Annotated in this window: 19 protein-coding genes; 14 read left to right on the top strand and 5 right to left on the bottom strand. The window is 61.2% G+C overall.

The features are described 5' to 3' along the window. Positions 1-9: 9 nt before the first annotated feature. Both GVL52_RS18010 and GVL52_RS18005 read right to left on the bottom strand, forming a co-directional pair. Complete coding sequence (locus GVL52_RS18010) at positions 10-1,113, bottom strand: metallophosphoesterase (protein WP_160009592.1); 1,104 nt, start codon at positions 1,111-1,113, stop codon at positions 10-12. A 113-nt stretch (positions 1,114-1,226) separates the two neighbouring features. After that, entirely contained in the window at positions 1,227-2,531 is a 1,305-nt protein-coding gene (locus GVL52_RS18005; protein WP_160009590.1) for an MFS transporter, read from the bottom strand. 217 nt (positions 2,532-2,748) lie between these two features. Here GVL52_RS18005 and aqpZ point away from each other — a divergent pair, with 217 nt between their 5' ends. From aqpZ to ligA, 9 genes are all read left to right on the top strand, one after another. Further along, entirely contained in the window at positions 2,749-3,435 is a 687-nt protein-coding gene (aqpZ, locus tag GVL52_RS18000; protein ID WP_160009588.1) for an aquaporin Z, read from the top strand. A 241-nt stretch (positions 3,436-3,676) separates the two neighbouring features. Further along, positions 3,677-4,603, top strand: coding sequence for a D-alanine--D-alanine ligase (locus GVL52_RS17995; protein WP_160009586.1), 927 nt, complete (start codon positions 3,677-3,679; stop codon positions 4,601-4,603). Next, entirely contained in the window at positions 4,591-5,523 is a 933-nt protein-coding gene (locus GVL52_RS17990; protein ID WP_160009584.1) for a cell division protein FtsQ/DivIB, read from the top strand. The genes GVL52_RS17995 and GVL52_RS17990 overlap by 13 nt, the downstream gene beginning before the upstream one ends. After that, complete coding sequence (ftsA, locus tag GVL52_RS17985) at positions 5,520-6,851, top strand: cell division protein FtsA (RefSeq protein WP_160009582.1); 1,332 nt, start codon at positions 5,520-5,522, stop codon at positions 6,849-6,851. The genes GVL52_RS17990 and ftsA overlap by 4 nt, the downstream gene beginning before the upstream one ends. Before the next feature lie 57 nt (positions 6,852-6,908). Continuing rightward, positions 6,909-8,630: a cell division protein FtsZ gene (gene ftsZ / locus GVL52_RS17980; protein WP_160009580.1), complete on the top strand. Its 1,722-nt coding sequence runs from the start codon at positions 6,909-6,911 to the stop codon at positions 8,628-8,630. Positions 8,631-8,916: 286 nt separating this feature from the next. Next, on the top strand, positions 8,917-9,873 hold the full coding sequence (lpxC, locus tag GVL52_RS17975) for a UDP-3-O-acyl-N-acetylglucosamine deacetylase (protein ID WP_160009578.1): 957 nt from the start codon (positions 8,917-8,919) through the stop codon (positions 9,871-9,873). Positions 9,874-10,146: 273 nt separating this feature from the next. Further along, on the top strand, positions 10,147-11,016 hold the full coding sequence (locus GVL52_RS17970; protein ID WP_200847849.1) for an outer membrane protein assembly factor BamD: 870 nt from the start codon (positions 10,147-10,149) through the stop codon (positions 11,014-11,016). Positions 11,017-11,021: 5 nt separating this feature from the next. Next, complete coding sequence (gene recN / locus GVL52_RS17965) at positions 11,022-12,695, top strand: DNA repair protein RecN (RefSeq protein WP_160009574.1); 1,674 nt, start codon at positions 11,022-11,024, stop codon at positions 12,693-12,695. A gap of 111 nt (positions 12,696-12,806) precedes the next feature. Then, positions 12,807-14,966: an NAD-dependent DNA ligase LigA gene (gene ligA, locus GVL52_RS17960; RefSeq protein WP_160009572.1), complete on the top strand. Its 2,160-nt coding sequence runs from the start codon at positions 12,807-12,809 to the stop codon at positions 14,964-14,966. A 54-nt stretch (positions 14,967-15,020) separates the two neighbouring features. Here the strand turns inward: ligA and GVL52_RS17955 are convergent, their stop codons facing one another. Continuing rightward, on the bottom strand, positions 15,021-15,557 hold the full coding sequence (locus tag GVL52_RS17955) for a GNAT family N-acetyltransferase (protein WP_160009570.1): 537 nt from the start codon (positions 15,555-15,557) through the stop codon (positions 15,021-15,023). 276 nt (positions 15,558-15,833) lie between these two features. Between GVL52_RS17955 and GVL52_RS17950 the strand changes: the two genes are divergently transcribed. From GVL52_RS17950 to GVL52_RS17940, 3 genes are all read left to right on the top strand, one after another. Beyond that, positions 15,834-16,424, top strand: a complete 591-nt coding sequence (locus GVL52_RS17950; protein WP_160009568.1) for a 3'-5' exonuclease — start codon at positions 15,834-15,836, stop codon at positions 16,422-16,424. Positions 16,425-16,537: 113 nt separating this feature from the next. Next, positions 16,538-17,032 (top strand): CreA family protein, encoded by a 495-nt coding sequence (locus GVL52_RS17945; RefSeq protein ID WP_160009566.1) that lies wholly within the window; start codon positions 16,538-16,540, stop codon positions 17,030-17,032. Positions 17,033-17,148: 116 nt separating this feature from the next. After that, positions 17,149-18,018 carry an aldose 1-epimerase family protein gene (locus GVL52_RS17940; RefSeq protein ID WP_160009564.1) on the top strand — a complete coding sequence of 290 codons (870 nt, stop codon included), beginning with the start codon at positions 17,149-17,151 and terminating at the stop codon, positions 18,016-18,018. Between the two features lie 99 nt (positions 18,019-18,117). Here the strand turns inward: GVL52_RS17940 and GVL52_RS17935 are convergent, their stop codons facing one another. After that, positions 18,118-18,588, bottom strand: a complete 471-nt coding sequence (locus GVL52_RS17935) for a chemotaxis protein CheW (RefSeq protein ID WP_160009562.1) — start codon at positions 18,586-18,588, stop codon at positions 18,118-18,120. Positions 18,589-18,590: 2 nt separating this feature from the next. Next, positions 18,591-20,555, bottom strand: coding sequence for a methyl-accepting chemotaxis protein (locus GVL52_RS17930; protein WP_160009560.1), 1,965 nt, complete (start codon positions 20,553-20,555; stop codon positions 18,591-18,593). Positions 20,556-20,913: 358 nt separating this feature from the next. On the opposite strand from GVL52_RS17930, the gene GVL52_RS17925 reads away from it, so the two are divergent. Both GVL52_RS17925 and GVL52_RS17920 read left to right on the top strand, forming a co-directional pair. Next, positions 20,914-21,516 carry an SCO family protein gene (locus tag GVL52_RS17925; protein WP_160009558.1) on the top strand — a complete coding sequence of 201 codons (603 nt, stop codon included), beginning with the start codon at positions 20,914-20,916 and terminating at the stop codon, positions 21,514-21,516. A gap of 4 nt (positions 21,517-21,520) precedes the next feature. Then, positions 21,521-22,648, top strand: a complete 1,128-nt coding sequence (locus GVL52_RS17920) for an NAD(P)/FAD-dependent oxidoreductase (RefSeq protein ID WP_160009556.1) — start codon at positions 21,521-21,523, stop codon at positions 22,646-22,648. The last annotated feature ends 9 nt before the right edge of the window (positions 22,649-22,657 follow it).

Here is a 22,657-nt window from a genome sequence, read left to right as displayed (position 1 = left end):
GCAATAGCGTCAGGCTTTGCCGAAGCGTTTGGTGAAGGCGGTTGTGAAGATCACGCCCCCTGTCTCATCGCTGGCGTCGCCGATGGCGACGTCCATCGTGTCGCCCTTGACACGAACGAGGCTGAAGCCGCCCATGAAGGCGGCTCTTGCCTTGAAGACGTCGATGCCTCCCACCTTGTAGGCCATCGGCGTATCGTGCTCATGCCCGTGAAAAATGCCGATTACATTGTAGCCCTCGATGGTTGCGAGCAATTGCTGACGTTGTGAGTCATTCCACCAATGCGGTGCGCCACTGCCTTCGTCGGTAAAGGTGCTCTTCGCAGGGTCCCAGCGCTCTAGCGAGAATCTGTCCCAGCCATAGTGCTGGAAGATTACCACCGGCCTGCCGTCAGAGGCATAGGCTGCAAGATCCCGCTTCATCCAGTCGAGGCTGCTGGCCGTTCCCTTGGAGGTGTCGCCGCCGTAGCGTTGGGCCTGTATCAGATGCAGTCCGCCCCAGTTCCACGAGTAGTTGTCGGAGGCTTCGTCGTAATTGTCGACCGGCACCACCGGCTTGAAGAAGACGCTGGGCTTGTGGTTCATCTGCACGTAGTCGCGCAGTTCGTCGCGGTACCAGTCGATCTGCGGCGGGTGGCCGTCTTGGTCGAGGTCGTGGTTGCCGAGGCCGACATAGACCGGGAAGTGGATGTGATCGGCGCCGGGGCCCTGCTGGTAGCGGTGCGAGAACTGCAGCAGTTGCGAGCCCTCGGCGAGCTCCGCCATCTGGCCGCCGCCGTCGTCGGTAACATCGCCGCAGACAATGACGCCCTGAGGCTTGGCGATCGGCTGGCCCGCGAGCGCGAATCCCGTGGGCTTGCCTGATATCTGTTCGGGCCAGGGCTGGTGGTGGATGTTGTTCAGCGCCCTGGTATGGCGCAGTAGGTTCGCGTCTGTCTTGCCCTCGGCCTGGCAATCGGGGCTGAGACCGTCGCCGATGCGGCAGGCGTGGATGTCGTTGATGACAAGGAAGGTGACGTCGGTTGCCGGGCCGGATGCTGCAAGGCTTAACCGCGGCATTGCCAGCGATGCACCGGCACCCAGTCCTGTTGTCAGCAGTGATCGTCTTGTCAGCATTCCCGTCTCCAATCCGTGTATCGGCGAAGATAGGGGGTGGGCGTTAACAGACAACGTAAAAGGCCGCGGCGGTTTCCCGTCGCGGCCTGTTCGGATGGTTTGGGCGTCTGCGATCAGACTTCGTCGCGGCCCGACGCCAGGATGCAGATCAGCGTGATCACGGAGGCGGCGCCGAGATAGTAGCCGACATAGGTCATGCCGTAGTTGGCCTGCAGCCAGGTGGCGATGTAAGGCGCAAGCGATGCGCCGAAGATGCCGGCCAGGTTGAAGGTGATCGACGAGCCGGTGTAGCGGACTGCGGTCGGGAAGGGAGCAGCGAGTGCCGTCCCGATCAGGCCGTAGGTCATGCCCATCAGCGCCATGGCGATGATCGCGAACACTAGGATGCTGCCTTCGCCGCCGGTCATCAGGCCGGGCAGGAAGAAGGAGAAGATACCGATCAGCACGGTGGTGAGGATCAGCATTTCGCGGCGACCGTAACGCTCGGCAAGCTTGCCGATGATCGGGATGAAGATACCGAAGACGACCGAGCCGACGATCTGGATTTCCAGCGCGTCGAGGAACGGGATCTTCAGGACCTTGACGTTGTAGGACAGCAGATAGGCGGAGCCGATGTAGAACAGCACGAAGGTGGCGAGCGCCACGAAGGTGCCGAGGAACAGGCTGCGCTTGTGCTTGCGGAACAGTTCGACCACGGGAACGGCAACGCGCTCATGCTTGTCGATGGCCTTCTGGAAGGCCGGCGTTTCGGTGATCGACAGGCGAACCCAGAGGCCGATGACGATCAGCACGATCGAGGCGATGAAGGGGACGCGCCAGCCCCAGGCGAGCAGCTGCTCCTGCGGCATCATCTGCAGCAGGATCCAGAAGATGCCCGACGAGAGGAAGAGGCCGACAGGCGCGCCGAGCTGCGGGAACATGCCGTACCAGCTGCGCTTGCCCTCAGGTGCGTTCTCGGTTGCGAGCAGCACTGCTCCGCCCCATTCGCCACCGAGGCCGAAGCCCTGGCCGAAGCGGCAAAGCGCCAGCAGCAGCGGTGCGAAGACGCCGATCGAATTGTAGGATGGCAGCAGGCCGATGATGACGGTCGAGATGCCCATCGTCAGCAGCGCTGCGACCAGTGTCGTTTTGCGGCCGACCCTGTCGCCGAAATGGCCGAACACCACGGCGCCGAGCGGGCGGGCGAAGAAGGCGATCGAGAAGGTGGCGAAGGATGCCAGCAGCGCGGTGGTCGGATCACTGTTCGGGAAGAACAGCGTCGGGAAGACCAGCACGGCGGCGGTTGCATAAACGTAGAAGTCGAAGAATTCGATGGTGGTGCCGACGAGGCTCGCGATCAGAACGCGTGCCGGCGAGTTGAGCGGTGCACTGTTCGATGAAGCGGGCGTCGGCGATACTCTGGATATCGCGTCTGACATTTTCATTCCAATCGGGATTTCAGTTGAATGCCCTTGGGAGGCAAAGGGCTCATAACGCAATTTTAATTCGGCGCAAATGCCAAACGCGCAATAAATGGACAAAAAATAGGGTGCTTGCTTTTCGAGCCAGAAAGATCGGAGGCAGGCTGTTCTTGACCCGGTATGACAAATAGCGGATTTGTTATTAACGTCTTGGTTGTGGGCGCGGGAGGGGAATATGCAGAAAAGTCTTATTGCTGAATTTCTTGGTACTTTCTGGCTGGTGTTCGGCGGCTGCGGCAGTGCCGTACTTGCTGCCGCATTTCCAGAACTTGGGATAGGCTTCGTCGGCGTCGCCATGGCGTTCGGTCTGACTGTACTAACCATGGCCTATGCTGTCGGCGGGATTTCCGGCGGTCATTTCAACCCGGCGGTCTCTGTCGGACTGACGGTTGCGGGCAAGCTGCCGGCTGGTCGGCTGCTGCCCTATATCGTCGTGCAGGTGCTCGGCGCGGTTGCGGCGGCATCGGTGCTCTATGTCGTTGCCAGCGGCAAGGCGGGCTTCGAGCTGGGCGGGTTCGCGGCAAATGGCTATGGCGAGCATTCGCCGGGCGGCTTCTCGCTGCTTTCGGCGCTGGTCATCGAGGTGCTGTTGAGCGGGTTCTTCATCTTCATCATCCTCGGCGCCACCAGCAGCCGCGTGCCTGCCGGCTTCGCGCCGATCGCGATCGGGCTGGCGCTGACGCTGATCCATCTGATCTCGATACCGGTGACCAACACGTCGGTGAACCCGGCGCGATCGACAGGGCAGGCGCTGTTCGTCGGCGGTTGGGCGCTGCAGCAACTGTGGCTGTTCTGGCTGGCGCCGATTGTCGGCGGCGTGCTTGGCGGGCTCGTCTGGAAGGCGGTTGGCGAAGACGCTTAAACTTTTTGCTTCGGTTTGACCGATACCCCGTAGCGCTTGGCGTTGCGGGGTTTTTGCGTTTCAAGGCACCTTAAACCATGTGCCATTTCGTAGCTCCCGAAGTCGGAAGTTAACGAAAGTAAACGCTTCGTTAACTATAATGCTGCTCTAATACACATGCGGCAGGTGATCCAGATTCGGAGCGAAACAAGCCTGGTGCAAGTCTTGGAATTCAAAATGCAGATTATTTTCGGGGGTATTTATGAGTCGCAAGCATGTCGCTGTCCTGATGGGCGGATTTTCCTCGGAGAGGCCTGTCAGCCTTTCGTCCGGGGCGGCGTGCGCGGATGCTCTCGAGGCTGAAGGCTTCCAGGTAACCCGGATCGATGTCGATCGCGATGTCTCGGCAGTGCTCTCGGCGCTGCGCCCCGATGTGGCATTCAATGCCCTGCATGGGCCGTTCGGCGAAGATGGCCTGATCCAGGGAATCCTCGAATATCTCGAAATTCCCTATACGCATTCAGGTGTTCTTGCCTCGGCTCTTGCTATGGACAAGAGCAAGGCCAAGGGCGTTGCGGCCACTGCCGGCATTCCGGTGGCGCAGTCGCAAGTGATCAATCGCTTTGCCTTTCCGGCCGAGCACCCGATGAAGCCGCCCTATGTCGTCAAGCCGGTGCGCGAGGGATCCAGCTTCGGCGTGGTCATCGTGCAGGAGGACCAGTCGCGGCCGCCGCAGATCATCGGGTCTTCGGAATGGCGCTATGGCGAAGAGGTTCTGGTCGAGCGCTACATTCACGGGCGCGAGCTGACATGCGGCGTTATGGGCGATCAGGTCCTCGGTGTGACCGAGATCGTGCCGCAAGGCCACAGTTTCTATGATTATGATTCCAAGTATGTCGCAGGTGGCTCGAAACACGTCATCCCGGCAAAAATTTCACCGAATATTTACCAAAAAATACAATCATTGTCGTTAAGGGCGCATCAAGCAATTGGTTGCCGTGGAGTGAGTCGGTCGGATTTTCGTTACGATGATCGCGTCTCCGAAGACGGCGAAATCATCTGGCTGGAGATCAACACTCAGCCAGGCATGACACCAACCTCGCTTGTGCCCGAAATGGCCGGCCATGCCGGTTACTCGTTTGGTGAATTTCTTCGTTGGATGGTGGAGGACGCTTCTTGTTCTCGGTAACGGTCAAAAGGATGGGGCGCCCAAGCCACCACGCCGAGCCTTCCTATCCGGAAGGCGACGGGCGGATCGTGCTGCCGCGGCCGCTGCGCCGCGCGACGCGTTTTCTTGTCAGCCTCGGTAGCGGCCGCATCTATATTCCGGCGCACACGGGCACGATTTCGGCGCTGGTGTTTCTGGCGGCAACCGGCCTCTATGGCATGTCTCTCGGTGGTCACACGGATGTGGTGGCGCAGGCAACGACGGCTGCTGCCGGCTTTGCCGTCGAGGATGTGAAGGTTTCCGGTAATTCCGAAACTTCTGAAATCGATATCCTGCAGCTGATCGGTCTCGACGGCACGACCTCGCTGGTCGCGCTCGATGTCGATGCGGCGCGCCAGAAGATCGCGAAGCTTCCCTGGGTCGAAAGCGTCGAGGTTCGCAAGGTTTATCCGAAGACGATCGAAGTGAAGCTCAAGGAGCGTGAGGCCTATGCAATCTGGCAGCACGGTGTGGAGCTTTCTCTCGTCGAAAAGGGCGGGGCGGTGATCGCTCCGCTTCGCGACAACAAGTTTTCGCAGCTGCCGCTGGTCGTCGGTCGCGGCGCCGAGGTGGCGGCTGCATCGCTCGATGGCGAGTTTTCGAAGTGGCCCGATATCAAGTCGCGGGTGAAGGCATACGTCTGGATCTCCGGTCGTCGCTGGGACCTGCACATGGACAACGGCGTCGTCGTCAAGCTGCCGGAAGACGATGTCGATCAGGCGCTTGCTCGCCTGTCGAAGTTCAACGGTGAACAGGCGATTCTCGACCGCGACATCGCGGCCGTCGATCTGCGTCTTGCCGACCGTATGGCCATTCAACTGACGCCCGAAGCCATGGAGCGCCGTCAGCTTGTTCTTGATCAGCGCACCAAGGATTTGAAGAAGGCGGGGCAGAATATATGAGCTTGTTCGGTTCGTCCCATTTTGGATTGCCGCGCCTGAAGCCGCTTTCGTCGAAGCGGTCGCATGTGGTCTCGGTGCTCGACATCGGCTCGACGAAGGTCGTCTGCATGATCGGTCGTCTGACGCCACGCGAGGAGAGCCAGGTTCTCCCAGGCCGTACGCATAACATCGAAGTCATCGGCATCGGCCATCAGCGGTCGCGCGGTATCAAGACCGGTGCGATCTCGGACCTCGATGCGCTCGAGAGCGTCATCCGTCTTGCGGTCGATGCGGCAGAGCGCATGGCTGGCCTCACGGTCGAAAGCCTGATCGTCAACCTGACGGCCGGCCGCCTGACCAGCGACATCTACACCGCGACCATCGATCTCGGCGGCCAGGAAGTCGAACTCAACGACCTGAAGAAGGTTCTGTCGGCGGCCTGCCAGCAGTCGCTGCGCCAGGATCGCGCCGTGCTGCATTCGCTGGCCACCGGCTTCTCGCTCGACGGCGAGCGCGGCATTCGCGATCCGCTGTCGATGTATGGCGACGTTCTCGGTGTCGACATGCATGTCGTCACCGCCGAGCGCACGGCGCTTAAGAACCTCGAGCTCAGCGTCAACCGCGCCCATCTTTCGGTCGAGGGTATCGTTGCGACGCCTTACGCGTCCGGTCTGGCTGCACTCGTCGATGACGAAGTCGAACTGGGTTGCGCTGCCATCGACATGGGCGGTGGCACGACGACGATCTCGGTGTTTGCCGAAGGCAAGCTGGTGCACACCGATGCCGTCGGTCTCGGCGGTCATCATGTCACCACCGATCTGGCGCGCGGCCTTTCGACCCGCATCGAGGACGCCGAGCGCCTGAAGGTGGTTCACGCTTCGGCAATGCCGAACTCTTCGGATGAGCGCGAGCTGATCTCGATCCCGCCGATCGGCGAGGACGACCGCGATCTGCCGACGCAGGTGCCGCGTGCGCTGGTGTCGCGCATCGTCAGCGCCCGCATCGAAGAGACAATGGAATTGATTCGCGACCGCATCCAGCGCTCGGGCTTCAGCCCGATCGTCGGCAAGCGTGTCGTGCTGACAGGCGGCGCAAGCCAGCTGACTGGCCTTGCCGATGTTGCCCGCAAGATCCTTGCCCGCAACGTTCGCATCGGTCGTCCGATGGGCGTCTCGGGTCTTCCGACGGCGGCCAAGGGTCCGGCCTTTTCGACGGCTGTCGGCCTGATGATCTATCCGCAGGTTGCGGACATGGAAACACATGCGTCACAGAGCGGTCTGCTCATGTCGCTTGGCGGAAATAGCAGTCGCTTCGCCCGAATGGGCCAGTGGCTGAAGGAAAGCTTCTAGAAATTGAGTGAATTGGCCGGCGTGGCGATGCGGCCATAGAGAGAAGGAACGGGTACCATGACTATCAAGCTGCATAAGCCAGATATCACTGAGCTGAAGCCGCGCATCACCGTGTTCGGTGTTGGCGGTGGCGGTGGCAACGCTGTCAACAACATGATCTCCGCAGGCCTCCAGGGCGTCGATTTCGTCGTTGCCAACACGGATGCACAGGCGCTGACGATGACCAAGGCAGAGCGGATCATCCAGCTCGGCGCCAGCGTCACCGAAGGTCTCGGCGCGGGTTCGCAGCCGGAAGTCGGCCGTGCAGCTGCTGAAGAATGCATCGACGAGATCGTCGATCATCTGCAGGGCACGCATATGTGCTTCGTCACCGCCGGAATGGGCGGCGGCACCGGCACCGGTGCTGCTCCTGTCGTCGCACAGGCCGCCCGCAACAAGGGCATCCTGACGGTCGGCGTCGTCACCAAGCCGTTCCACTTCGAAGGCGGACGCCGCATGCGTCTGGCCGAATCGGGCATCCAGGAACTGCAGAAGTCGGTCGATACGCTGATCGTCATTCCGAACCAGAACCTGTTCCGCATCGCCAACGACAAGACGACCTTTGCCGACGCATTCGCGATGGCCGACCAGGTTCTCTACTCGGGCGTTGCCTGCATCACCGACCTGATGGTGAAGGAAGGTCTCATCAACCTCGACTTCGCCGACGTGCGTTCGGTCATGCGCGAAATGGGCCGCGCCATGATGGGCACCGGCGAGGCTTCCGGCCAGGGCCGTGCCATGCAGGCTGCCGAAGCTGCGATTGCCAACCCGTTGCTCGACGAAACCTCGATGAAGGGCGCCCAGGGCCTGCTGATCTCGATCACAGGCGGTCGCGACCTGACGCTGTTCGAAGTCGATGAAGCGGCCACCCGTATCCGCGAAGAAGTCGATCCGGATGCGAACATCATCCTCGGCGCGACCTTCGACGAATCGCTCGAAGGCATCATCCGCGTCTCCGTCGTCGCAACCGGCATCGACCGCGCGATGAACGAAGCTGCCGGCAAGAACTTCCAGCAGATTTCGAAGCCGATTATCCGTCCTTCCGCGGCCGTTGCTCCGGCGCCGGCCGCAGTTCAGCCTGCACCCATGATGCAGCAGGCACCGAAGGCCGACCAGATCGCCCAGACCATCCGCATGGCCGAGGCCGAAATGGAACGCGAACTGGAAATCCATGCTCCGCGCGCTGCAGCACCAGTTCACCAGCAGCCCGCTCCGCAGGAAACGTTCCGCCCGCAGAGCAAGATCTTCGCTGCTCCTGAAGCCGCTCCGATCATCCGCCCGGCGCCCATCCAGCAGCAGGCCCCTGTGATGCAGCAGCCGGCTCCGCAGCCGATGATGCACCAGCCGGCGCCTGTCATGCAGCAGTCTGCTCCAGTGATGCAGCAGCAGCCGGTTCGCATGCCGAAGGTCGAAGACTTCCCGCCGGTGGTCCAGGCCGAAATCGATCATCGTTCGCAGCCGGCACCGGTGTCGCATGCGCATGAAGAGCGCGGTCCCATGGGGCTTCTGAAGCGGATCACCAATTCGCTCGGCCGTCGCGAAGAGGAAGTTGCTCCTGAGATGACGTCTGCTCCGGCAGCGGCTTCCCAGCAGCGCCGCCCGCTGTCGCCGGAAGCAAGCCTCTATGCACCACGCCGCGGAAACCTTGACGATCAGGGCCGCAGCGTGCCGCAGGCGCGCATGATGCAGGAAGACGATCAGCTCGAAATCCCGGCTTTCCTTCGCCGCCAGTCGAACTGATCTCGACACAGAATCGCCACGAGCAGGCCCGGGAGTTCACTCCTGGGCCTTGTTGTTTTTTAGCATCGGCTTTTGGGCTAATTGCTCATTGATTTCAAACGCATGCTTTCGTAACAAAGCGAAAGAAACAGTGATTTGGATTGCAGCGCGGGCACACGTATGTATGGGCTAACGAACCGTCTTCGTGCGCCTTATTGTGTCGCGGGGACGGAGGGAAGTAAGCCTTGGTAGATGGGTTCGACACATAGGTCGCAGCAGGTCATCAAGGATAATAAAGGCAAGATTTATGGTTATTGGCATGTTGGGTTTTCAAACGACGGTATCGCGTCCGGTCAGTCTCTCCGGGATTGGCGTTCATTCCGGTGCTGACGTTTCGATTACCTTCAACCCAGCTGAAGCCGGCACTGGTGTCGTATTCAATCGCATGCACGACAATGGCGAAGTCACCGAACTTCGCGCTGTTTCCTCCCAGGTCGGCAACACCGACCTCTGCACCATTCTCGGCTTTTCTCCGGCGCGCTCCGTCGCGACGGTCGAACATGTGATGGCTGCGGTCTACGCGCTTGGTCTCGACAACGTCCTGATCGAAGTCGATGGCGCCGAGATGCCGATCATGGATGGCAGCTCGATGCCGTTCATCGATGCTATCGAACAGGTCGGCTTGGTTTCGCTCGGCGTCAAGCGTCGCTATATTCGCGTCACCAAGCCGGTTCGCATCGAGCATGGCGGTTCGTGGAGCGAGTTTCGTCCCTATGACGGCATGCGCTTCGAGGTCGAGATCGATTTCGATACGCCGCTGATCGGCCGTCAGAAATGGGAAGGCGACATGACTGCCTCGACCTTCAAGTCCGAGCTGTCGCGCGCACGTACCTTCGGCTTCATGCGCGATGTCGAACGCCTCTGGGCGTCCGGCCATGCGCTTGGGTCCTCGCTCGAGAACTCCGTCGTCATCTCCGACGACAACACCGTCATCAACGTCGAAGGCCTGCGTTACGCCAAGGATGAATTCGTGCGTCACAAGACGCTCGATGCCGTTGGCGATCTGGCACTTGCCGGCGCACCGTTCATCGGCTGCTACCGCTCGTATCGCGGTGGTCACAAGATGAATGCCAATGCTCTCAAGGCGCTGCTCAGCGATCCGACGGCCTATGAAGTCGTCGAGACGTCTGCACCGCGCCAGCGTGTCGCACCGCGCGACTTCATCCGCGTCAACGCACCTGAATTTGCTCCCTGGTCGGCTTGACCTCCGCCGCATTCTTTAGGCCAGGGCCGCCTCCTTCGGGGGGCGGTTTCTTTATGTGGAACAGGCCGCTTTGATTCCCGATAGATGTTTTACGGCAGATGTTTAGCGGTAACGGATAAGGTTTTCTCTGGGCAAAACGGGTGATTGTTGGCAGCGCCGCCACAAAAATGCGTTAATGCATCATCATTGCGTTGCCCTAGTCATGGATTTGTGGCTAGAAACGCCAGCGAGGCGTGGCTGCCGTTGAGGGATGGTGGCATTTGGGATGTTCCGATGGGTTATGCAGGGTCTGAAAGTATGATGAAGACAGCGCGTGCTTTGTTCGCATCGCTCCTGGTGCTGAGCGCAGGTGCCTTAGTTTCCGGATGCCAGTCCGACCCCGATATCGACATCACCAAGCTCGGTCTCGAGACCGATCCGCCAGACGTTCTCTATACGCAGGGTCTCGCCAACATGAAGGCGGGCAACATGGCGGAAGCCGCTCGCAAGTTCGATTCGATCGACCGCGAGAACCCGTTCTCAGAGTGGGCCCGCAAGGGTCTGGTGATGAGCACCTTCGTCAAGTACCGCCAGGGCCGCCTGGACGACGCGCTTGCTTCCGGCAATCGCTACATGGCGCAGTATCCGAAGTCGAAGGATGCCGCCTATGTGCAGTATCTGATCGGTCTCACCTATTCCAAGCAGATCGTTGACGTCACGCAGGACCAGCGCGCTGCCGCAAGAACCGTGACTGCGATGCAGGCTGTGATCGATAACTATCCCGATTCGGAATATGTCGATGATGCGCAGGCGAAGATCCGCTTTGCCCGCGACCAGCTCGCCGGCAAGGAAATGCAGATCGGCCGCTATTACATGGAGCGCAAGGAATACCTTGCCGCCATCTCGCGGTTCCGCATCGTCGTCGAGAAATATCCGGCCACCAACCAGATCGAAGAAGCGCTCGCCCGTCTGGTCGAAGCCTACTACGCGATGGGGATCGTGGAAGAAGCACAGACGGCTGCTGCCGTTCTTGGCCACAACTATCCTGACAGCCAGTGGTATGCAGATTCCTACAAGCTCCTGAAGAGCAACGGCGCAGAGCCGCGCGAAAATCAGGGTTCGTGGATTTCGGCTGCCGGCAAGAAACTCCTGCTCGGTTCCTGAGGCCAATGCTGATCCAGCTTTCGATCCGCGATATCGTCCTGATCGAGCGGCTGGATCTTGCCTTCGAGGCCGGCCTGTCGGTTCTGACCGGTGAGACGGGTGCCGGCAAATCCATCCTGCTCGACAGCCTGTCGCTCGCCCTTGGCGGGCGCGGCGATGGCGGTCTTGTCCGCCACGGCGAGGACAAGGGGCAGGTGACTGCCGTGTTCGATGTCGGGATGGATCACGGTGCCCGCAAGCTGCTGCGCGACAATGGCATCGACGATGATGGCGACCTGATTTTCCGGCGGGTGCAGACTTCTGACGGCCGCACCAAGGCTTACGTCAACGATCAGGCGCTCAGCGTGCAGCTGATGCGGCAGGCGGGGCAGATGCTGGTCGAAATCCACGGCCAGCACGACGACCGGGCTTTGGTCGATACCCACGCACACCGGATCCTGCTCGACGCCTTTGCCGGCATCAACGACGAGGTTGCCGGCGTCTCCCAGCTTTATAAAATCTGGCGCGACACCGAGCGGACGCTGAAGAAGCACCGCGAGAAGGTGGAGAACGCCGCCCGCGAGGCCGATTATATCCGCGCCTCGGTCGAGGAACTGGAAAAGCTCTCGCCGCAGGATGGCGAAGAGGATGATCTGGCCGAACGTCGGCAGAAGATGATGAAGGCCGAGCGGATCGCCGGCGATATTGCCGAGGCGTCCGAGTTCCTCAATGGCAATGCCTCTCCTGTGCCCCATATCGCCTCGCTGGTGCGCCGGCTGGAGCGCAAGAGCCATGAGGCGCCCGGACTACTCGAAGACACTGTGGCGCTGCTCGACGCGGCGCTGGATCAGCTCTCCAATGCGCAGATGGAAGTGGAGGCCGCCCTTCGCAAGACCGAATACGATCCGAAGGAACTGGAGCGCGTCGAGGAACGGCTGTTTGCGCTGCGCGGCGCCTCGCGGAAATATTCGGTTCCGGTAACGGAATTGCCGGCTCTGGCCGTGCGGATGAACAACGATCTTGCCGATCTCGATGCCGGCGAGGAGAAGCTTTCCAAGCTCGAGGCCGAGGTCGGTGTCACCAAGGCGAATTTCGAGGTGGCGGCGCAGGCGGTCTCGAAGAAGCGGCATCAGGCCGGTGAGGCATTGGCTGCCGCCGTGATGGCGGAATTGCCGGCGCTGAAGCTCGAGCGCGCCCGCTTCATGGTGGAGATCACCTCCAATCCGGATGAAGCTGCGGCCGAAGGCATCGACGTCATCGAATTCCACGTCCAGACCAATCCCGGCACGCGCCCCGGCTCGATCATGAAGGTTGCCTCCGGGGGCGAGCTGTCTCGCTTCCTGTTGGCGCTGAAGGTGGCGCTTGCCGATCGCGGCTCGGCGCCGACGCTTGTTTTCGACGAAATCGACACCGGTGTCGGCGGTGCTGTGGCCGACGCGATCGGCCAGCGGCTGAAGCGGCTGTCGGCCAAGGTTCAGGTGCTGTCGGTCACGCATGCGCCGCAGGTGGCGGCACGGGCTGCGACGCACCTGCTGATCTCCAAGGGACCGGCGGCCGAAGGCTCGGAGAAGATCGCGACGCGGGTGGCGACGATGGCGCCGCACGATCGCACCGAAGAGATCGCCCGCATGCTGGCCGGCGCTTCGGTGACCGAAGAGGCGAGGGCTGCCGCCAAGCGGTTGCTGGCCGCGGGCGAATAGGCGGCTTGCCGCAATCAAGAGCTGGGGAAGGCGCCTGCCTGATCTTTGGCAACTCTTTCCTTCCGTCGATTTTGCTCTAAAACGACTCCAGAATTTTCGGAGCGAGACCGCATGTCGACAGAAGCCACCGCCATCGATGCCCTGACGATAGAAGAGGCCGCCGCCGAGCTGGAGCGTCTTGCGAAGGTGGTTTCCAGCAATGACGAGCTCTACCACGGCAAGGACCAGCCGGCGATTTCGGATGCCGATTACGATGCGCTGAAGCGGCGCAACGATGCGATCGAGGCGCGCTATCCCGAGCTTATTCGCGCAGACAGCCCATCGCGCCGTGTCGGCTCGGCACCGTCGGCGAGCTTCGCGCAGATCACCCATTCACGGCCGATGCTGTCGCTCGACAACACGTTTTCCGACGAGGACGTGCAGGATTTCATCGGCTCGGTCTACCGCTTTCTCGGCCAGTTGCCGGATGGTTCGATCGCCTTTACCGCCGAGCCGAAGATCGACGGGCTGTCGATGTCGATCCGCTACGAGAACCGCAAGCTGGTGAGCGCGGCGACGCGTGGCGACGGAACGACCGGCGAGAACGTCACCGCCAACGTGAAGACCATCAAGGATATTCCGAATACGCTGCCAGCGGACGCGCCTGACGTCGTCGAGGTGCGCGGCGAGGTTTACATGGCCAAGAGCGACTTCCTGGCGCTGAACGCGCAGATGGAGGCCGAGGGCAAGCAGACCTATGTGAACCCGCGCAACACCGCGGCCGGGTCGCTCCGCCAGCTCGACGCCAAGGTGACGGCGAGCCGCAACCTGCGCTTCTTTGCCTATGCCTGGGGCGAGATTTCCGAGATGCCGGCCGATACGCAGCTCGGCATGGTCGAGGCCTTCGGCAAATGGGGATTCCCGATCAATCCGCTGATGAAGCGGCTGTCCTCGGTCGAGGATATCATCGGGCACTACCGCGAGATCGGGCTGAAGCGGCCGGATCTCGACTACGATATCGACGGTGTCGTCTATAAGGTCGACCGTCTCGACCTGCAGGCGCGACTTGGCTTCCGCTCGCGCTCGCCGCGCTGGGCGACAGCGCACAAGTTTCCGGCGGAGCAGGCGTTTACCACGGTCGAGAAGATCGAGATCCAGGTCGGCCGCACCGGCGCCCTGACGCCGGTGGCGCGGCTGACGCCGATCACGGTGGGTGGCGTTGTCGTCACCAATGCGACGCTGCACAATGAGGACTATATCAAAGGTGTCGGCAATTCGGGCGAGCGCATCCGCGAGGACGATCACGATATCCGCGTTGGTGACACTGTGATTGTGCAGCGAGCCGGGGACGTTATTCCGCAGGTGCTTGACGTGGTGATGGAGAAGCGGCCGACCGGTTCGGTCTCCTACGAGTTTCCGAAGACCTGCCCGGTCTGCGGCAGCCATGCGGTGCGCGAGGTCAACGAGAAGACCGGCAAGGTCGATGCTGTCACGCGCTGCACCGGCGGCTTTACCTGTTCGGCGCAGGCGACGGAGCACCTGAAGCATTTCGTTTCGCGCAATGCTTACGACATCGAGGGGCTCGGCGCCAAGCAGGTTGATTTCTTCTTCGAGAGCGAGGACCCGTCGCTGCAGATTCGCACGGCGCCCGATATCTTCACGCTGGAGAAGCGGCAGGCGGGCTCGGCACTGACCAAGCTCGAGAATATCGACGGCTTCGGAAAGGTCAGCGTCGGCAAGCTTTATGCTGCGATCAACGAGCGCCGCAGCATCGCGCTTCACCGCTTCATCTACGCGCTCGGCATCCGCCATGTCGGCGAGACCACCGCCAAGCTGCTGGCGCGCTCCTACGGCACGTATGAGGCCTTCGAGACGGCGATGAAGGAGGCGGCGCCATTGTTCGGCGAGGCCTGGAACGAACTCAATGCCATCGACGGCATCGGCGAGATCGTCGCCCGCGCCCTCGTCGAGTTCTACAAGGAGCCGCGCAACGTCGAGGTGATCACGCGGCTGCTGGCCGAAGTGACGCCCGAGGTGGCCGAGCAGCCGGTCACGTCGGGCAGCCCGGTCGCCGGCAAGACAGTGGTGTTCACCGGCTCGCTGGAGAAGTTCACCCGTGACGAAGCCAAGGCCCGGGCAGAGGGGCTTGGTGCCAAGGTTGCCGGGTCGGTGTCGAAGAAGACAGATATTCTGGTGGCTGGGCCGGGTGCCGGTTCGAAGCTCGAAAAGGCACGCGAACTTGGCGTCCAGACGATGGACGAGGACGAGTGGCTGGCTTTGATCGGCGGTTGATTTTTGTCTCGAAGGTGTAGAGGCGGCCGGGTTTCGTAGGGTCGCCTCTTCTGTTCACCCTCTCAGCCGCCCCATCGCATAGGCATCGACATACTGCCCCGCCCGGAAGCCGAAGGCGCGGAGCAGGCCTTCTTGCTCGAAGCCGAATTTGCGGTAGAGGCAGATGGCGGCGTCGTTGTCGGTGTAGACGGTGAGTTCCAGCCGCTTGATGTCGAGCCAGTTGTCGGCGGCTTCGACCATCGCGGCCAGCAGCGTCTTGCCGATGCCGCGGCCGGTGAAGTCGTCGTGCACACCCATGCCGATGCTGGCGACATGCTGGCGGCGGCCGGCGTAGCGGGTGAGGCCGCCATTGGCGACGATCCTGCCATCAAGCGTGACGACGAGGTTGAGCGCGCCGGGCGAGGGCGTGTCGATGTGCTTGCGGACATCCATCACGGACTGGAAGGGTGGGCGCAGCGTGCCGGCGCGATAGCCCGGCAGGTTGATCAGCGTCGTGACGTCCTCTGCGTCGGACGGAAGAACGGCCCGCACGACGATGTCGCCCGACAGTAATTCGCATTCGTTCGATGGATATTCAGGCTTATCGGCCACGTCGTGCTCTCCATTCTTGATAAAGGAGGAGAGCCGGTTCCCAAAACCCTGCTCGCCTCGGCAGGGGTCTCGGGATGATCGCTATGCTGTCAACGCACCGTCGCTCCCGCGTACCCCATGTGGGTCGTGGTGATATGAAGCGTCGTCATGGTTGCGTTAGTGATCATGGCGTCAGGTTCCGATATGTGCCGTCGGAAGTCAATCCGTTCGCGTGATTTGCCTCTGTGCCGCCGCGCCGCTATTGCTGGAGCAGCGTACGAATCGGAGTTTTGCCGCTTGAAGACCATCGCCATCGATTTCGAGACCGCCAACGAGCAGCGCGGCAGTGCCTGTTCCGTCGGGCTTGCCTGGATCGAGGATGGCAGGGTCACGCGCGTCGAGGAGCGGCTGATCCGTCCGAAGGACATGCGCTTTTCCGGCATGAATATCGCCATCCACGGCATCCGGCCCGAGCATGTCGCGGATGCGCCGGAGTTTCCCGAGGTGATGGACGAGTTCCACGATGATTTTCGCGGTGCGACGATGATCGCACACAATGCCTCCTTCGATTTCAGCGTCTGGCGTTCCAGTCTCGATCTTTATCGCCAGTCCTATCCGGAGCTCACCTATCTCTGCAGCCTGAAGATGTCGCAGCGGATATGGCCGCACTTTCTGTCGCATCGGCTGAATATTTTGGCCGAGCATCTGGGCCTGCGCTTTGTGCACCACAACGCTGCCGAGGATGCCGCCGTCTGCGCGCAGGCGGCGATCGAGATGGCGAGACAGGTCGGCGCTGCCGCCGTAGATGCCATCCCCTCGTTGATCGGCATGAAGCCAGGGCGGCTGATGGCCACCGGCTACGAGCCCTGCACCTGCCGGAAGGCTTGAGGCGTGAGGCTCAAGCGCGGCAGGGGAAAACGCCTTGTGTCTGATGCGGTTCGCCTTGCTTGCAAAGATGCCGGCCCTGCCTATCTAAGCCTCTGATCATTCAGGGAGCCAATATGTTCAAAAAACGCAATGTCATGCTTGCCGCCGCCACGCTGATCGGCCTTTGCGCCGGTTCGGCATCTGCCGATGTCGTCGGCAAGGTCGGCGTCGACTGGATCGGCAACGATATCCTTGTCGATGCGGTGGCTGACCCCGAGGTCAAGGGCGTGACCTGCCATGTCACCTATTTCGACCGCAGCGTCATCGATCGCGTCAAGAACGGCAAATGGTTCGAGGACCCTTCCAACAGCGCCATCTCCTGCCACCAGACCGGGCCGATCGAGATCGGCGATATCGATCTGTCGAAGGGCGGAGACGAGGTGTTCAAATCGGGCATATCGCTGGTCTGGAAGAAGCTGGTGGTGACACGGATCTATGACAAGCAGAACGACACGCTGATCTATCTGGCGCATTCGCGCGAACTGGTCGATGGATCGGCGAAGATGGCGCTGTCTACCGTCTCGCTCTACGGGCAGAGCGTGACGTGGAAAAACGGCAAGCCGCAATGATGGTGGGCCATGTCCGCAACTTTCGGTGAGCGCCCGCGCCGTCGTTGGCAGCCATATGGCAATCGTTACACGGCACAGATATGGTCCGCTTCGGATCAGATCGAAGAGGACAATCGATGCCAAGCCCAACACGGATTGCAAACGAATATTTGACTGTCGATGTTTCCTCGCTCGGTGCCGAGATGCAGGCACTGACCACCCATGATGGGCACGACCTGCTCTGGAACGGCGATGCTGCATTCTGGGGCGGGCGGTCGCCGATCCTGTTTCCGATCGTCGGCAAGGCGCCTGACGATACGGTCGAGATCGACGGACAGGCCTATCCGATGAACCAGCACGGTTTTGCCCGCCGCGCGGAGTTCACGCTTGCCGCCTCCAGCCCGACGATGTGCCGCTACGAGCTTGGCGCGTCGGAGGCAAGCAAGGCGGCCTATCCGTTCGAATTCCTGCTTGCGGTCGAGCACAGCCTTGAGGGCCAGACGCTAACGGTGGCGGCCGAGGTCACCAATCGCGATCAGCGGCCGATGCCGTTCGGGATCGGCTTTCACTCGGCCTTCGTCTGGCCGCTGCCGGGTGCGGAGGGTGAGGACCACGTGATCACGCTGGACAACAACGGCGCGCCCGATCTGATCCGCCTGTCGGGCGGGCTGCTGTCCTTTGCCAAGCATCCGTCGCCATTCAAGGATGGTCGGCTGGTGCTTGCCCACGAGATGTTCGATGCGGATGCGATGGTGTTTCCCGAGGGCGCCGGCGAGGGGCTGCGCTACAGCGCCAAGGGTGGGCCCACCATGCACTTCACCTTTGACAACCTGCCCAATCTGGCGCTTTGGCAGAAGCCGGGCGCACCGTTCATCTGCATCGAGCCCTGGCATGGCATGGCGGCCGAGAATGGCTGGTCGAAAGCGCTGGCGGAGCGGCCCTACAGCCAGACGCTGGCACCGGGTGCAAGCGCCCGCTTTGCGTTTTCCGTCGAGATTTCCGGATAAGGATGCCGTCAGGCCGGTCCTGCGATCGATGACGTCAAACGAAAGCCGCCCGCAACGAGATCCGTTGCGGGCGGTTTTGTTTGTGGTCCGTCGAAAAACTTAAGCGGCTTCGCGCGCCAGTTCGTCGGCGATGACGGTGTCGAGGTTGAGGAAGCAGACCATGGTCTTCTCCAGGGCAACGATGCCGCGGCAGAAGGCGCGCTGTTCTTCCGGAATGATCTCTGGTGCCGGCTGCAGGTCTTCGCTCTTGATGGTCATCATGTCGGACACCTGTTCGACCAGCAGGCCAACCAGCTTGCCGGCGATGTCGGTGACGATGATGGCAGAGCGCTCCGACGGCTCGGTCATCTTCATGCCGAGGCGGCAGGCCATGTCGATGACCGGGATGACGGCGCCGCGCAGGTTGATGAGGCCGAGAACGTAAGGCGGCGTGTGCGGCATCGGGGTGACCGGCGCCCAGCCGCGGATTTCGCGGATCGCCATGATGTCGATGCAGAATTCCTGCTCACCGAGGTGAAAGGAAACGATCTCCAGATGAGAGCCGGTCTGGTTGATGACGGTGTTGTGCATGATCAAAATTCTTCCCAGTTATCTCCGGCCGGAGCGGCCATGTTTCTTGCGGCACCGCCGCCACTGAATGCGCCCGCGACCTTGCCCATGAGAGCCCGTGCGGGAGATGATTTCGGATGCGAGGCTGCTGATGCTTCCCGCGGCGTGTGTCGGGCGTTCATGCCCTCGCCGATCTTGAACGTCTTGATCAGCTGGATCAGGTTGTCGGCGTCCGTGGCAAGCGTGTGGCTCGCCGCGTTCGTCTCTTCCACCATGGCCGCGTTTTTCTGCGTGACCTGGTCCATCTGGCTGATCGCTGTATTGATCTCGTTCAGTCCGACTGATTGTTCGCGTGCAGAGGTTACGATTGATTTAACATGTTCGTCGATCCGCGAAACATCTTCGCCAATTTCGCGCAAAGCCTGGCCGGCAGCGGTCACGAGCTCGCCGCCAATCTTCACCTCGGCGCCGGATTTTCCGATCAAGGTCTTGATATCCTTGGCTGCACCCGCGGCACGACCGGCCAGTTCCCGCACTTCCTGGGCAACGACGGCAAATCCCTTGCCGGCTTCACCGGCGCGCGCAGCCTCGACGCCTGCGTTGAGCGCCAGAAGGTTGGTCTGGAAGGCAATCTCGTCGATGACGTTGATGATCATACCGATCTCGCGCGAGGCACCTTCGATTCGCTCCATCGCCGCCATGGCGTCGGTAACGACAATGTCCGACTTGGTGGTGTTCTGGCGGGTATGGGCAACCATCTTGCCGACACTTTCGGAGCGGTCGGTCGCATTGCGCACCGAGGAGGTGATCTGGTTGAGGGCGGCAGAGGTCTGTTCGAGGGAGGCAGCCTGCTGCTCCGTGCGCTTGGCGAGGTCGTCGGCTGCCGAACGCATCTGGCGGCTGTTGGCCTGGATCGAGGAGCCGTTCTGGGCAATGTCGGTCATGGCCTGGCGCAGCGTCGCCGTGGTCTGGTTGAAGTCGCTGCGCAGGCTTTCGAGTTCCTGCTTGAACGGCTGGTCGATGGTGACGGTGACGTCGCCGGCAGCGAGGCGCTTCAGCCCCTGACCGAGCAGGCTAACGGTGGTGTTGAGGGCTTCGGTATCGGCAAGCTTGGCGGCGTCGCGACTGCGTCGCTCGGCATCTGTCTGCTGGCGCTCGCTTTCGCTGCTCATTTCCAGCGCGCGCTTTTCGATGGCTGCGATGCGGAAGCCCTGGGCGGCGCGGGCCATGTCGCCGATCTCGTCGCCGCGATCGGTGGCCGGCACATCGCTGTCGAGATCGCCGTTGGTGATCTGCTGCATGCTTTTGCGCACGGCCTCGATGCCGCGGCGGATGGAGCCGCCGTGAATGTATTGCAGGGTGGCCATGCACAGCAGCGCGATAATGCCGAGGCCGATCTGAATATAGACGGCGTGCTGCGAGATTTCGTTTGCCTGTGCGACGCGCTTCTTGGCAATGCCGCCGCCGTCCATTGCAAGCTTGTCGAGCGTATCGATCAGCTTGTCGCCGCCCTTGTCGATGGTGTCATCAAGTCTGTCGAACTCGCTGTCCGACGCGCCTGATTCGACGGCAGCCTTCAGGTCGATTGTTATGCTCTGCTTGAGAAGGGCGACATCTGCATCGTAGCCTGAGACGAGGGCACCGGCGTTCATCTCGTCGGCGAGCAGGCGCATCTCCTTGGATCCGCTCGAAAGCTTGCCCAGAGAATCGTTCATCAGCTTCAGGCGCTCCGGGTCAACGACCTTGTCGTCACGATCGACGATGGTGTCCATCGCCGCGAGAATGAGCGTCAGGTTCGCGGTGCGCATCTCGTTGATGTAGTCCACGCTTGCCTGAATTTCGTTGGCCCTGTCCAGGGCGCCGCGAACAACCGTGTTCTCATACCATCCAACCGCCATCATCGCGCCGAAGCCGATGAATGCCGCGCCCGCCAGCGTTCCGAGCCTCTGACTTACAGAGAGGCTTTTGCGCACCGTCATATCTGTCATGTGAAGACTATCCCCTCCGCGATGAGGCGCGGTTATGTTTTCATTCGCCTGCAAGCGGATATGCGGGATCAAGTCTCCAGCCAGACGTCATGTCAGTTGAACGGTGAGCGTTCTATCCGGGGCTAAATATACCCATGACTTTTTAAGTATTTCCTAACGAACTAACACATTGAAAGCATTGGGGGTGATGTGTTCCTGCAGAAATAGAATGCTATGTTTGACCGCTTTCGGGTCCAAGACTTGAGGGGTGGGGCAATTCATCACGGGCTCGAAACGCGTTGTTGAATTGCATGCCTTGGTGCGACGCGATATCAGGCGGGGATCAGGGATGGATCTCCCCGGGTGAGGAATTTGATCGATGAAGACTGTGCGCATTGCCGTCTGGGTTGCCGTGTTTTTGATGGCCGGCATTCTGGGCTGGCTGACACTGAATGTGACGAAGACCAAGGAAGCGATGTCCGACGGCCCGTTCGGCGTGCCGTTCACACTCACGGCACAGAATGGTCAACCGATCACCGAGCAGGCGTTCCGTGGCAAGCCATCGGCTGTGTTCTTCGGCTTTACCCATTGCCCCGAGGTCTGCCCGACAACTCTGTTCGAGCTGGATGGCTGGCTGAAGAAGGTCGATCCCGATGGCGACAAGCTGCGCGCCTATTTCGTCAGTGTCGATCCGGAGCGCGATACGCCCGATGTCATGAACCAGTATGTCTCGAACGTCTCCAAGCGGATCGTCGGCATCTCCGGCGCGCCCGACAAGGTGGCCGATGTGATCAAGGGTTACCGGGTCTACGCCAAGAAGGTGCCGCTCGATGAGAATAAACCTGGTGGTGATTACACCATGGATCACACGGCTTCCGTATTCCTGCTCGATTCGGCCGGACGGTTCGCCGGTACGATCGCCTATGGCGAAAATCCCGATACGGCGGTAAAAAAGCTGGAGAACCTCGCCAACAAGGGATGAGATCATGGCGCCGGGGCATCGCAGCATTCTGATTGCAGGCGCCGGCACGACCGGGCTCACGGCTGCCCTGGAACTCGCACGGCGCGGCTTTCGTCCGCGGATCGTCGATAACGACACCGGCACCGTCCCGCTCGTCGAAAGCCGGGCGCTCGGGGTCAATGCCCGAACGCTGACATTGCTGGCGGCATCGCGGGTGACCGACGCCATCCTGCAAGAGGCCCAGCAGATCGCCCAGTTCCGGATGGTGGCCAATGGCAAGCCACTGGCGGTGCTCGATACCACCAAGGTGCCCGGACGCTACAGCGCGATCCATGCGCTGGCACAGGGGCATACCGAACGGTTGCTGCTCGGCAAGCTCGACGACTACGAGGTCGATCCGGAGTGGCAGACGGTGCTGGAGACGGTCTCCGGCGATCTCCAGAAACCTGTGGTTACGTTGCGAAAGCCGGATGGTTCGGTCGAGACAGCCCAATTCGACATCGTCATCGGTGCGGATGGTGCCCATTCGGCGGTGCGCAAGGCTCTCGGCATCGGCTTTCCCGGCGAGGCGCTGGAGAGCAGCTTCTATCTGGCCGACTTTCGCTACAAGCGAGAGATCGATCCGCATTTCTTCGAGATGCAGCTGTTCGACCCTGGCATGATCGGCAGGCTGCCGGTCGAGCGGGACGTGCTGCGCTATATCTCGACGCTGCCGGATTTCGAAAGCAGGATCGAGCATCCGGCGCCGGTGGCCGAGCGGCTGTGGGCATCCAATTTCCGCATTCATTTCCGCCATGTCGAGACCATGTCGAAGGGCAATGTGTTTCTGGCGGGTGACGCGGCGCATATCCATTCTCCGGCTGGCGCACGCGGCATGAACCTCGGGATCGAGGATGCCTGCTGGCTGGCGTGGCTGATCTCCGAGGGACGGGAAGGCGATTACAACAGGTTGCGAATGCCGGCGGTGAAAACCGTGCTGAAGCAGACGCGGCAGCTGACGACACTGTTCACGATGCGCAATCCGCTGGCAATTTCGATCCGCAATATTGCAGTGCCGGTGCTTTTCAGACTACCTGCAGTCTCACGAAAATTGCTTCGCGGTGTCTCAGGTTATGATACGCCGTCACCGCCATGGATCGATGGCGCGCTGTAACTGGGAATA

This window comes from Rhizobium sp. 18055 (assembly GCF_902706285.1).
GTDB lineage: Bacteria > Pseudomonadota > Alphaproteobacteria > Rhizobiales > Rhizobiaceae > Rhizobium.
Note: the sequence above shows the minus strand (reverse complement) of the source record. Positions and strands in the feature narration are given on the sequence as shown.